Source organism: Methylosinus sp. PW1, assembly GCF_000745215.1.
GTDB lineage: Bacteria > Pseudomonadota > Alphaproteobacteria > Rhizobiales > Beijerinckiaceae > Methylosinus.
This window is the reverse complement of sequence record NZ_JQNK01000009.1, coordinates 558,514-570,629: the sequence shown is the minus strand read 5'-3', so window position 1 is coordinate 570,629 and position 12,116 is coordinate 558,514. Positions and strand designations below refer to the sequence as shown.

At 66.5% G+C, this 12,116-nt stretch carries 10 protein-coding genes; 4 read left to right on the top strand and 6 right to left on the bottom strand.

Features of this window, described 5'->3' with window-relative positions; all coding sequences use genetic code 11:
• Nucleotides 1-39: 39 nt before the first annotated feature.
• The 3 genes from K369_RS11960 to K369_RS11950 are packed head-to-tail and all read left to right on the top strand — an operon-like array spanning nt 40 to nt 2,321.
• Nucleotides 40-387, top strand: coding sequence for an antibiotic biosynthesis monooxygenase (locus K369_RS11960; RefSeq protein WP_026191417.1), 348 nt, complete (start codon nt 40-42; stop codon nt 385-387).
• Nucleotides 384-1,625: a DUF2325 domain-containing protein gene (locus K369_RS11955; protein ID WP_036291454.1), complete on the top strand. Its 1,242-nt coding sequence runs from the start codon at nt 384-386 to the stop codon at nt 1,623-1,625. The genes K369_RS11960 and K369_RS11955 overlap by 4 nt, the downstream gene beginning before the upstream one ends.
• A gap of 45 nt (nt 1,626-1,670) precedes the next feature.
• Nucleotides 1,671-2,321 carry a 4'-phosphopantetheinyl transferase superfamily protein gene (locus K369_RS11950; RefSeq protein ID WP_036291452.1) on the top strand — a complete coding sequence of 217 codons (651 nt, stop codon included), beginning with the start codon at nt 1,671-1,673 and terminating at the stop codon, nt 2,319-2,321.
• Here the strand turns inward: K369_RS11950 and K369_RS11945 are convergent.
• Nucleotides 2,318-4,339, bottom strand: coding sequence for a thioredoxin domain-containing protein (locus tag K369_RS11945; RefSeq protein ID WP_036294983.1), 2,022 nt, complete (start codon nt 4,337-4,339; stop codon nt 2,318-2,320). The two genes, K369_RS11950 and K369_RS11945, sit on opposite strands and share 4 nt — an antisense overlap.
• A gap of 136 nt (nt 4,340-4,475) precedes the next feature.
• Here K369_RS11945 and K369_RS11940 point away from each other — a divergent pair, with 136 nt between their 5' ends.
• The gene (locus tag K369_RS11940; protein ID WP_084570654.1) at nt 4,476-6,083 is read left to right on the top strand and encodes an FAD-dependent oxidoreductase; all 1,608 of its coding nucleotides are present in this window, start codon (nt 4,476-4,478) and stop codon (nt 6,081-6,083) included.
• On the opposite strand, the gene K369_RS11935 is transcribed toward K369_RS11940, so the two are convergent.
• From K369_RS11935 to K369_RS11915, 5 genes are all read right to left on the bottom strand, one after another.
• Complete coding sequence (locus K369_RS11935) at nt 6,059-6,355, bottom strand: hypothetical protein (protein ID WP_036291448.1); 297 nt, start codon at nt 6,353-6,355, stop codon at nt 6,059-6,061. The genes K369_RS11940 and K369_RS11935 overlap by 25 nt on opposite strands.
• A gap of 132 nt (nt 6,356-6,487) precedes the next feature.
• Nucleotides 6,488-6,892 carry a PRC-barrel domain-containing protein gene (locus tag K369_RS11930; protein ID WP_036291446.1) on the bottom strand — a complete coding sequence of 135 codons (405 nt, stop codon included), beginning with the start codon at nt 6,890-6,892 and terminating at the stop codon, nt 6,488-6,490.
• A 70-nt stretch (nt 6,893-6,962) separates the two neighbouring features.
• The gene (locus K369_RS11925) at nt 6,963-9,263 is read right to left on the bottom strand and encodes a glycogen debranching N-terminal domain-containing protein (protein WP_036291444.1); all 2,301 of its coding nucleotides are present in this window, start codon (nt 9,261-9,263) and stop codon (nt 6,963-6,965) included.
• On the bottom strand, nt 9,220-10,404 hold the full coding sequence (locus K369_RS11920) for a glycosyltransferase family 4 protein (protein ID WP_036291442.1): 1,185 nt from the start codon (nt 10,402-10,404) through the stop codon (nt 9,220-9,222). Before K369_RS11920 ends, K369_RS11925 begins: the two co-directional genes overlap by 44 nt.
• Nucleotides 10,405-10,450: 46 nt before the next feature.
• Nucleotides 10,451-12,046, bottom strand: coding sequence for a CHAD domain-containing protein (locus tag K369_RS11915; protein WP_036291440.1), 1,596 nt, complete (start codon nt 12,044-12,046; stop codon nt 10,451-10,453).
• Nucleotides 12,047-12,116 lie beyond the last annotated feature (70 nt).

Sequence of the window (12,116 nt, the reverse complement as noted above, 5' to 3'; positions counted from 1 at the left end):
TCCGGCCGCCTGCGCGCGGCCGACGAAACGGAGCTCCGCATGTTCATCGCGATGAATCGATTCAAGGTGGTCAAGGGTGAGGAAAAGGCGTTCGAGCAGATTTGGGCCTCGCGCCGCACGCGCCTCGAGGAGATGGAGGGCTTCATTTCCTTCCATCTGCTGCGCGGGCCGGAGCGCGAGGATCACACGCTCTACGCCTCGCATACGATGTGGGAGACCAAGGCGAGCTTTCTCGCTTGGACGACGTCGCAGCAATTCCGCGATTCGCATAAGGACGCCGGCAAGAACAAGCCGCTCTATGTCGGCCATCCCGAGTTCGAGGGTTTCGACGCCGTGCTCGCGCAGACCAATGCGCGTGACGATGCGGCGGTGGAGGCGACGCCATGAGCGAGCGGCGGCCTCTCGTCTCATTGAGCGTGCTGAAATCAGCCATGGCGAGCGAGGGCTTCGAGCTCGCGCCCGCCGCGCGGCGGGAGGCGGGCGCGCGCCGCCGCATATGGGAGATCATCGGCGCGTCGCATTGCTCGATCGTCGGCACATGTCTGACGATCGCGGAATTGCGCAAGATCGCGCGGCGCACCGGCTTTCTCGGCGACGAAGCGCGCTATAATGATTATCAGGTGCATGGCCTCTTCGTCGAGAAGATGCATGACGAGAATGTCGTCTCGCGCGCCGTGCAGAAACATCTCGACACGCGCTATGAAGGCGCGATCCGCAAGGCCAAGGCGCTCGACGGCGAGGAGGCGCTGCTCGCCTATTGGGAGAGCGCGATCGACGCTGGCTTCGTTCCCGGCGCCTATTGGGCGCTGATCGGCCATCCGCGCCTCACGCCCGGCGTGGAGACGCGCATTTTCGGCGATATTCACATGATGTCGCATTTGAGCGGCGCCGCGCATCGCGGCGACGCCCGCGAGGTCGCGGAGGCGCGACGCGCGAAGGCCGAGATCGCGCGGCGTCTCGCCAGCGTCATCGCCGAGCGCAATGACGAGCTGACCGTGTTGCGCGACGAGATCGCCCGGCTCGGCGCGCAGCTTCGCGAGGCGCGCACGCTCGCCAGCGAATGCGAGAGCCTGCGCCGCGAGGTCGACGCTCTGCGCGCGGCGGAGCGTGGCGACGAGACATTGCGCGAGCTCGGGGCGCTCCGTCTCTCGCATGCCGAATTGCGCGAGGATCATGCGCGGCTCGAGCGCCGTCTCGAGCGGATGAAGGCGAAGGAGACGCGCGCCCCTGCGCCGATCGTTTCTGAGATCGCCGTCGCGGCGGAGCCCGTCGCCGACGAGCCGCGCGAGAGCGAGACGGATCTGTGCGGCCGCTGCCTGCTCTATGTCGGCGGCCGGCCGCGCACGGTATGCCGGCTGCAGCGTCTCGTCGAGCGGCGCAATGGCTCGCTCATCCATCATGACGGCGGCATGGAAGACAGTCGCGCCATGCTGAGCGAGCTGGTGCGGCGCGCCGACGCGGTGTTTTTTCCCGTCGATTGCGTCAGCCATCGCGCTGTCGGCGCGGTGAAGAGCTTGTGCGAGAGCCATGGCATTCCCTATTGTCCGCTGCGCAGCGCGAGCGCTTCGGCTTTCGAGAGAGCGATCGAGACGCTCGCCGCGCCGGCGGCGGAGGCGCAGCGATAGGGAGGGCGCGTGACGCATCCATCAGCGCATGCAGTGGCGCATGCAATGACGCATTCTTGGGCTCCCGCGGTGAGCGAAGGGCGCATCGAGATCACGCGTCTCGATTTCGATCTCGCCGCGCCCTGGTCCGAGGCCGATTGGGACGCGCTGAGCGCGGAAGAGCGCGAGCGGGCGCTGCGCTTTCTGCGGCATGAGGATCGGCTGCGCATGATTTCGACGCGCGCGGCTCTGCGGCGTCTCCTCGGCGAGAAGCTGGGCGTCGATCCGGCGGCGCTACGCTTCGACTCCGGGACTTACGGCAAGCTCGGGCTCGCGGGCGCAGGCCTCTTCTTCAATGTCTCGCATTCCGGCGCATGCGCGCTCATCGCCGTCTCGCGTCATTGGGAGGTCGGCGTCGACATAGAACGCGCGGATCGCAAGGTGGACGTCGCCGGTCTCTCCTCCATCGCCTTGACGCGAGAGGAGCGCGAAAAGATCGACGCCGCTGGTTTTTTCGAGCGTTGGGTGGCCAAGGAGGCGGCGCTGAAGGCGCTCGGCCTCGGCATAACGGAGAAGCTGCAGGCTTTCTCTGTGTGGCCGGGGCAGGGCGATCTCTACGAGCTGCGCCACGCCGAGGCGGATTGGGGAGATCTTCGCATCGCGCGTCTCGAGGCGCCGCCGGGCTATGCGGCGGCGCTGGCGTGGAAGACGCCCTAACGAAGCGCTTTCTCGAGCTCCGTCGCCTCGATGATCGGCAATGAGCAGGTCGCGCCGCGGCAGACATAGGCGGCCGCGCTTCCATTGATCATTGTCTTGCCGGCGGCGGGATGCGCGGGCGGCAGCTCGGCGCCCGGCGCGACAATGGCGAGCGTGCGGCCGGGCAGGCTCACGCCGTGAACGACTCGCAGCAGCGCGGCCGTATCGCTCGCCTCGCGCGCGCCGATGACGACGATCTGCAATCCGTCGCGCAAAGTCTCGGCGCCGTTCAGCAGCGTGGAATAGCCGAGCATTCCTCGCCGCACGGCGCTGGCGAAAGCCGCGAGCGTGGAGTCGGCGCGCGCGCGATAGCGCTCGTCGCCGGTGAGATGATAGAGCTGCGCGAGAATTTGCGTCATCGTCCCATTGCCGGAGGGCAAGGGGGCGTCCTCGGCGATTTTCGAGCGGCGGATCAGCGCTTCGGCGTCGTCGGCGGTGAAGAAATAGCCGCCGGCGTTCGCATCGCGATAATGCGCCTCGACGATCTCGATCCAATCGCATCCGCGCTCGAGGAAGCGCGTTTCGCCGGTCGCCTCATGGAGCGCCAGAGCGGCGCGCGTGAGATCGGCGTAATCGTCCAGCACCGCCATATGTTTCGCGCGGCCGGCGCCATAGGAGTGCAGCAGCCTTCCGTCGGCGGTGGTCATTGTCGCGGCGATGAAATCGAAGGCCGCCGTCGCCGCCTCGAGCCAGTCGCGCCGCCCGAAGATCTGCGCGGCGCTCGCTATTGCGGCGATCATCAGCCCGTTCCAATCGGCGAGCGCCTTGTCGTCGCGGCCCGGCCGGACGCGCGCCGCGCGCGCGTCCAATAGCTTCGCGCGGTCGAGAGCGAGCGCGGCTTCTTCTTCCGCCGACAGCAGCTCCATCGAATGCAGGCGATTGGGAATGGATTTGCCTTCCCAATTGCCGCTGTTCTCTATGTCGTAGACGGCGCGGAAGGCCGCGGCGCGCTCGCCGAGAACGGCGTCGACTTCGGCAACGGTCCAGACATAGAACTTGCCTTCCTCATGCTCGCTGTCGGCATCGAGGCTGCTGGCGAAGACGCCTTCGGCAAGGCGCATCTCGCGCAGCGCCCAATCGATCGTCTCCTCTATGCGCGCGGCGTAGAGCGGCTTCTTCTCCTCTTGCCAGACGAGCGTCAGCAGATCGACGAGCTGGGCGTTGTCATAGAGCATTTTCTCGAAATGCGGGACGAGCCAGCGCTCATCGGTCGAATAGCGCGCGAAGCCGCCGGCGAGATGATCGTAAATGCCGCCCTGGCAAATATGATCGAGCGTCGTCAGCACGGCCTCGCGATAAGAGGCGCGTCCCGTGCGCTTCCATGCGCGCCAGAGAAATTCGAGGCTCGCCGCCTGCGGAAATTTCGGCGCGCCGCCGACGCCGCCATTGGCGCGATCGATATAGAGGTCGAGCTTTTCGGCGATCGTCTCGACGAGATCGGGCGAGATCGGATCCGCGGGCGCAGTCTCGGCGAGGCGGCTCAGCCCCTCACCGATCGCCGCCACATTGCGCGTGACCACTGCGGGCTTCTCGCGCCAGAGCTCGGAGATCGCTTTCAGAATATCGGCGAAGCCGGGCATTCCATAGCGCGGCTCCGGCGGGAAATAGGTGCCGCCCCAAAAGGGCTCGCCGTCCGGCGTCAGAAACATGGTCAAAGGCCAGCCGCCGCGCCGCCCGGTGAGCTGCAGCGCCTGCTGATAGAGATGGTCTATGTCCGGCCGCTCCTCGCGATCGACCTTCACATTGACGAAATTCTCGTTCATCAGCGCGGCGATCGCCTCGCTCTCGAAGCTCTCGGCCGCCATCACATGGCACCAATGGCAGGCGGCGTAGCCGCTGGAGAGCAGAATGGGCTTGCCCTGCGCCTTGGCGAGCGCCAGCGTCTCCGCCGACCACGCGCGCCAATGGACGGGATTGTCCTTGTGCTGGAGGAGATAGGGGCTCGTCTCCTCGCCGAGGCGGTTGCGGTCGTCGGTCACTGCGGTCTCTCCATCGGAGGCCATGCCGCTGTTGCACGCGAGGCGCCAGCCCGGAAAGGGCGCAAAAGCGACAAAATCCCGGCACGCCCTTTGCGTCGCTTTGCAGCAAAAGGCCAGACGGCTCAGGAGCTGAAATATGCTGGACGTTGTGATTGTCGGGGGCGGGGCCTGCGGCTTGGCGCTGGCGCGCGGTCTCGCTGGGGCAGGGGTGAGCTTCGCGCTCTATGAAGCGCGTCCGCGGCTCGGCGGGCGCGTATTGTCGGTCGAGGACAAAGCCTCGGGAATGCGCGTCGATATGGGTCCGACCTGGTTCTGGCCGGACACGCAGCCGACCATCACCGCTCTGGTGAAGGAGCTCGGCCTCACGGATTTTCCGCAATATGATCCGGGCACGGCGCTGCTGCTCGCCTTCGGCGACAAAAAGCCCGAGACGCGCATGACGCCCAATCTCCATTCCGGCGCGCGTCGGCTGGAGGGCGGCATGGCCTCGCTGATCGAGGCGCTGACGACGGCGGTTCCGGCGGAGGCGATCCATCTTTCTTCCGTGCTCCGGGCCATCGCCGATCGCGGCGATCATGTGGAGCTGACCTTCGAGTCGGACGGCAAGACCGAGACCGTGACCGCTAAGCGCGCCGTGCTGGCGCTGCCGCCCCGCCTCTTGGCCGAGCATCTCGCCTTCCAGCCGGAGCTCGATGCGCTGAGCCGCAACGCCATGCGCAGCGCGCCGACCTGGATGGCGGCGCAGGCCAAGGCCGTGGTCGGCTTCTCCGGCGCGCCGGCCTGGCGCGCGGACGGGCATTCCGGCAACGCCTTCGCCACACATGAGCAGGCCGTTCTGGGCGAGATTTTCGACGCCTGCGACGCCTCCGGCGCGCGCGCTGCGATCGGCGGCTTCTTCGCGCTCTCCGCAGAGCTGCGGGAAGCGTTCAGCGGCGGCATGTCCATGCTGATCGAAAGTCAATTCGTCCAATTGTTCGGCAGGGCGGTCGAGGATGGCGAGCAGCATGTGCAGGATTGGACGCACGAGCCCTTCACCTGCGCGACGATCGATCTGACGCCCCCGTCCGAGCATCCCGACTATGGCGATCCGCTGCTGCGGCAGGCCTTTTGGGACGGCAAGCTCTATCTCGGCGGCACGGAGACCGCGCGCGAGGGCGGCGGCTATCTCGAGGGCGCGCTTGTCGCGGCCGAGCGCATAAGGCTGCGCCTTCTCGATCAGAAGGAGACGTCGACGATGATTTCCGGCGAAGGCGCCTCCGGCGAGGCGCTCAATGAAGCGAGCATGGCGCGTTTCCGCGAATGGGTGAACGCCAAGCGCGCGCCGACTTTCGCCAGCTATCGCCAGCGGCTGAATTTCGGCCTCTCCAATGGCCAGAAGGAGCAGATCACGCAACGCGCCATGCTCGGCGCGATGGAGGCTGTGCTGAAGGAGGCGCTCGCCGTGCTCGAGGGCCTGCCCTTCGACCATTCCGTCGTCGCCGTCGACAAGGGCCGTTCCGATCTGACGCCGCTGGCGCAAAAGGCCTTCGACGGCTTCATTCAGGAACTACTCGACGGCGTCATCGACTATAATCGCACCTCTTGCGCGCTCTCCAATTTCCCGGAGGAGCACAAGCCGTCCAAGGATTATCTCCAGGTCACGCTGCTCGACATTGCGGCGGCGTGGAAGGAGTTTTCGCTGGACGCCAATCAGGTGCTGCTCGACAAGCGCGTCGTCGATCAGCAGGCGACGCGCAGTCTCTGATAGCCGAGAAAGGCGCCCCAATTGTCGTAGACGCCCGCATTCACGAGACAGCCGTTGCGGGCGTAGACGTAAGGATAGGGCGCCGGATAGCGGTAATAGTACGAATAGGGCGCGGCGGTGAGGACGCCCGGCGTCAGCGCCGGGACCGCTCCCGGCACTGGCCCGGGGAGCTCGGGAACGAAAAATCCGTCGGCCTGCGCGAGAGCGCAGGTCGACGGAGCGAGGAGAAGCGCAGCCGAAAAGCCGAGCGCCGCGAAGCGTCGAAGAGTCACGAGAAAATCTCCATTCGAAAAAGCGAGTCGAGAAAAAGCGCCGCGCGAATCGACGATCTGAAATTTCTAACGCATAGCGGCGAAGCCTGTCGATCCTCGAGCTAGCCGCAGGGCGGCGCTCGGCGATGCGCCTCAGCCGCGCGGACGCGGCTGCTGCTCGCCCTGCCATTGCTGCGACTGCTCGTCCCAATAGGGGCGCGCGTGATAATGCTCGTGAACGCGCTTCTCCCAGTCGCGGTCGGTCCAGCTGTCGTCGCTGAACTCCGGCGCATCCTGCAGCTGCTGCTCGATTATGTCGGCGACATAGCCCTCGCGGTCGGCGTCATAGGAGAGCGAGTTCCACGGCAGCGGATAATGGCTGTGGCCGAGGCCGAGAAAGCCGCCGAAGCTCATGACGGCGTAGCGCACGCGGCCCGAGACCTTGTCGACCATCAGATGATCGATTTCTCCGAGCTGATTGCCGAGCCGATCGAAGACGGTCGTGCCTTCGACGTCTTCGCTGGAGACGAGATTGAAGTCGGGATTGGCGCTCGCCATCGACAGTTCCTCCTGTGGTCGCGATCGTCCCGAAGCAACGCGACCGCGCCGGAATGGTTCCGCCGCTCGCTCAGCCCTTGGTCGTGAGCGGATGCTCACGCACATCGGGATCGAAGACCAGCGACACTTGGACGTCGCCGATGGTGCGCAGCACATGCAGCGATATGGCCGAGCGTGCATCCTGCTTCAGCGCCAGATCGACGCGCGCCTCGCCGAGCGAGAGATCGCGTATCACGATCTCGCCGGCCGAGAGCGGCACGGAGGGATTCACCAGGCGAATTTGTCGCGCCTTATGGTCGAACTCGAGTCCGAGCATGGTTTGGATGAGCAGGAAAGGCGCGCTCGCCGCCCAGGCCTGCGGCGAGCAGGCGGCGGGATAGAGAGTGGGGCCGCGTCCGCGGCGCCGGCGAAAGCCGCAATAGAGCTCTGGAATGCGGCGCGCCTCCATATAGCTCGCGGCGCGGATCAGCGAGTCGAATATCGCCGCGACGCCCTCCTTGAAGCCATAGCGGCCGAGCCCATGCGCGATCAGCGCATTGTCATGCGGCCATATGGAGCCGTTGTGATAGGACATGGGATTGTAGCGGCTCTCGCCGCGCGCCACAGTGCGCAAGCCCCAGCCGGAAAAGAATTTGGAGTCGAGCAGCCCATCGGCGACGCTCTGCGCGCGCTCCGGCCGCGCTATGCCTGCATAGAGCGCATGTCCCGCATTGCTCGTGCGCACCTTGCACTGCTTTTTCTCGCCGTCCAGCGCCAGCGCATAGCTGCCGATCTCCTCGCACCAGAAGGCCTCCTCGAAGCGCAGACGCAGCGCTTCTGCGGCGCGCGCCAGCTCCTCGGCGCGCGCATGCAGGCCGAGCTCGCGCGCGCAATGGGCGGCGAGGCGCCGCGCCGCATAGACATAGGCCTGCGCCTCGACCAGCGCGATCGGCCCATCCGCGAGACGTCCGTCGGCGTGGAAGACGGAATCATACGAATCCTTCCAGCCCTGATTGCGCAGTCCCTTCTCCGTATGGCGCGAATATTCGACGAAGCCGTCGCCGTCCGGGTCGCCCGGCCCGTCGATCCAGGCGAGCGCGCGCTCGATCGCCGGCCACAGCTCGCGCACCAGCGCATAATCCCCCGTGCGACGCGCATAATAGCCGGCGAGAATGACGAAGAGCGGCGTCGAATCCACCGAGCCGTAATAGAGGCCGAAGGGCACCTCGCCGAGCGCCGCCATCTCGCCGTCGCGCATCTCGTGCAGAATCTTGCCGGGCTCGCTGTCCGCGCGCGCATCGAATTCCTCCGCCTGATGCGCGGCGAGACGCTTCAGCACACCGACGGCGATGCTGGGATCGAACCACAGCATCTGCAACGCCGTGATGATGCCGTCGCGTCCGAATGTGGTCGAATACCAGGGAATGCCCGCGTAAGGATAGCAGCCGTCCGCCGTCTTGGTGAGCAGCATGCGCACATCCGCGGTCGAGCGCCAGAGGATTTGATTGAGCGTCGGATCGGATGTCTCCACATGCGCGCTCTGGCCGGCGGCGGCCTTCAATTCGCGATGCAGGCCGGTCAAACCGTTGAAGAAGGATTGCGTCGATTTCGGCAGACGTCCGCGGCTCGCGGCGGTGAGGAAGATCGTCTGCGCCTGGCGCGGCGCGAGACGCAGCGAATAGGTGGCGACGCTGTCGACGAGCAGCGAAGGATCGGGCTCGAAGGAGAGCGCCGTCTCGCGCAGCGCGCCGTCGAGCCCGCGATAATAGAGCGCGACCGCGCCGGCCGCCAGAAGCTGCGCCCAGGCGCGTCCGCGTTGCGCGCGCCTGACGCCGCGCACCTCGAAAATATCGGCGAAATCATTGCCGAAGCCGATCGACAGATCGAGCCGAACCTCCTCGGCGCTCTGATTGGAGATCTCGAGCCGCTCGCGCAGCGAGCCGTCCTTGAGATAGAGCGTGCGCGAGACATAGACCGAGTCTTTCAGCAGCGCGATCTTCTCGTCACGGAAAATGTCGGGATTGGTGAGATCGACATAAAAGCTCAGATTGTCGTCGCGTATGGCGGAGTCGAGCAGCAAGGGCTGCGCGCCTTCGATCAGGAGCTCGAGATGCGAGAGATAGCGCGTGTCGTGATCGAAGAGCCCATCCGGCCCGCCCGCCGTCGCGCCTATGTCGCCATGGCTGTCGAAGACGGCGAATGTGTCGTCGTGCTTGAGCGTGCGGCGCGGCCGCGAGGGCGGGCCGGTCGCCGGAATGTAGAATTGCAGCTCATGCGCCTGCGGCGCATCGGCGCCGGCGTCCGGCGGCGCGCCGGACTCTCGCGGCTCGCGCGCCGCCTCGCTTTCGCTAGCGCGGGGGATATGTATCGTCCGGTTCGATTTGCTCGACATTCCTGCTGAAATAGGTCGGCGGCAGCACAATGGGATGCGCGCGCAGCTCGGCCGGCGCCGGCGCGCGCAGCAGGCGGCGATAGATGGCGACATATTCCGCCGCCATTCGCGCCGCAGAAAATCGCTCCTCGAAGCGTCGTCGGATCTGCGCGCGGTCGAGCGCGAGCACGCGTGGAAGACGCGCGATCGCATCGGCGACATTCTCCACCAGCGCGCCGGTGACGCCGTCCTCTATGATCTCCGGCGCCGCGCCGTGACGAAAGGCCAGAACCGGCGCGCCGCAGGCCATCGCCTCGATCATGACGAGGCCGAAAGGCTCTGGCCATTCGATGGGAAACAGCAGCGCGTGCGCTTCGCCGAGAAAGCGGCTCTTGCGGCGATCGTCGATCTCGCCGACGAACTCGATTCCCGGAAGCGACAGCAGCGGCTCGATGCGCTCGTGAAAATAGGCCTTGTCCGGCAGATCGACCTTGGCCGCGATCTTCAGCGGCAGGCCGACGGCGCGCGCTATGGCGATGGCGTGATCGAGGCCTTTTTCCGGCGAGGCGCGGCCGAGAAAGGCGAGATAATCGCCCGCAGGACGCAGCGTCGGCGCGAGCAGATCGAGCGGCAATGCGTTCATCACCGTGCCGACGAAATTGGCGTGCGGAACCGGCGCGCGCTGCGAGTCGGAGATGGAGACGAGCGGCATTTCGGGAAAGCCGGCGTAGAAGCGATCGAGATCGGGAAGGTCCTGGCGCCCGTGCAGCGTCGTCAGCGTATGCGCCGCAATGTCGCGAAACAGAGGAAAATGCAGCTGATCGATATGAAAATGCAAAATGTCGAATCGCGAGGCCATGCGGCGCACGCGATCGAGCATCAGCAGATAGCTCGGCGTCGGATCGCTCGCGCGTTTCTGGCGCAGGGGCAGATCGCTGCAGGGGATATGTCGCGCGGAAGTGACGGAGCCGCCGCTCGAAAAGAGCGTGACCTCATGGCCCTGCGCGACGAGCTCCTCGGTGAGAAAGGAGACGATGCGCTCCGTTCCGCCATAGAGACGCGGCGGCACGCTTTCGATCAATGGCGCGATCTGGGCGATTTTGAGAGGCGGCGGGCGCGTCCATTCGATCGGCGCGCGCCACTGCTGGTGCAGCGTGCTCATTTGGCGAGTCAACGTCTTGCGGGCGTCTTGGTTCCGCGCGCGCGGCTCAGCGCCAGAATGTCTCGAGCTTTTTCAAGGATTTCTCGGTCTTCTTCCAATCCGTCGCGGCGCCCCCGCGCGCATGCGCGCACCAGCCCACGGCGAAGGCGCTGGCCGGCGCGAGAGTGGCGTCGGATTCGCCGAGATCGCGCAGCAGCTCGGCCGCGACCGTGAGATCATTGAAGGCGCCGAGCTCGTCCTGCAGCGCGGCCGTGCGCCGCAGATAGCGGCGCGCTTTTGCTTGCGAATCGAAGAGGGACTGGAAAAACTCCGCGGCGTAGCGCGCCTTCTTGAAGGCGATGCGCGCATGGTGCCGTTGCTCCGGCGTCAGCGCGGCGAGATCGCGGCTCTTCTTCAGCGCGCGGCGATGCAGCCGATCGAGCGAGCGTATGGCGAATTGCTTCGCCGAGCCGGGCGCGCTCGCATCGAGCCGCGCGCGACCATCCTCGCCGGGCTGCGCGCGCCAATTTCTGCCGGCGAGCGCGGCGCGCAGATCGACGACGAATTGCGTCGTCTGCGGCGCGGCGACGAGCGCCGCGACAGCGGCGTGCGCTTCTATGCGTCGGCGCTCGACCGCATCGAGCAGCGCATAGAAGCTCGGCTCGCCATTGGCCTGGGCGAGCGGACCGGCGCCTAGCATATCGACGAGCACGTCGAGATTGCGCGCCGCGCCGAGCGTCGCCGCTATTTCCTTCGCACGCGCGGCGGCGGTCTCCAGCGCCTCGCTCACGACGCCGCGACGCAGCATGCCGACGCCGGCGCGCAGGCGTCGCAGCGAGACGCGCATCTGGTGAATGGCTTCCTCCGGCGCTCGGTATTGCAGCGCCGGCCAATTGGCGACGAATTGATCGAGACAGGCGGAGAGCGCCGCGACGATCGCTTCGTCCAGCGAAGCGTCCTGAGGGAGCGTCGGTCGGCGCGCCTTCACCGGCGCTATGTCGGCGCCGGTCGCGCGCGCGAGCGCGAGTTCGGCCTCGCTCATCGGCAGACAGCGCGCGTTCATGCGCGGCGCGAGCTCGGCGGCGACGTTCCAGAATTCTTCCTCGGCGCCCTCGATGAGCTGCAGCTCGATCTCGTGGAAATTGGCGCGGCGTCCGCCGCATTCGACGAAGCCGTCGTCGAAGCTGACCGCGATGCGCGTCTGCGCGCGCTCGAGCAGGCGCTCGCGTCGCTCCGTCTCGGCGACGCTGCGCGCCTCCAGCGGACGATCGGCGATGGAGCGCCGCAGCGGCTCGGAGGAGCCGAGCATCTTGCCGACCTCGAGCGTCGGCACGCGCAGCTCTATGGAGCCGCGCGCGCCCGGCGCAGCAGGCCGCTCCCAGCTCAGCTCGACGAAAGCGGCGCCATGCATCTCATAGCCGCGCAGCTGAATATTCTGCTTGCGCAGATCATTGACGGCGGTGTCGAAAATGATCGAGCGAAAGCGTCGCGTCGGCCGCGAGACGGCGCCGATGGTGAGGCTCTCGCTGCGCGCCGCGGCGGTCATGCCGGCGCGATCGGTTCCGAAACGGATGCGTAGGCTTTCGCCGCCACTGCGCCGGCTCCGCAAGGCGCGCCGCGCCGCCTCCTGGGCGGCTGCGCTCGACGCGAGTTGGCGATCCATATGAAACCGTGCGGCTTTCGGGCTCGATGCGGCCGAGTTTCGACTCTCTCGGCGAGCTGGTCAAGGGGAC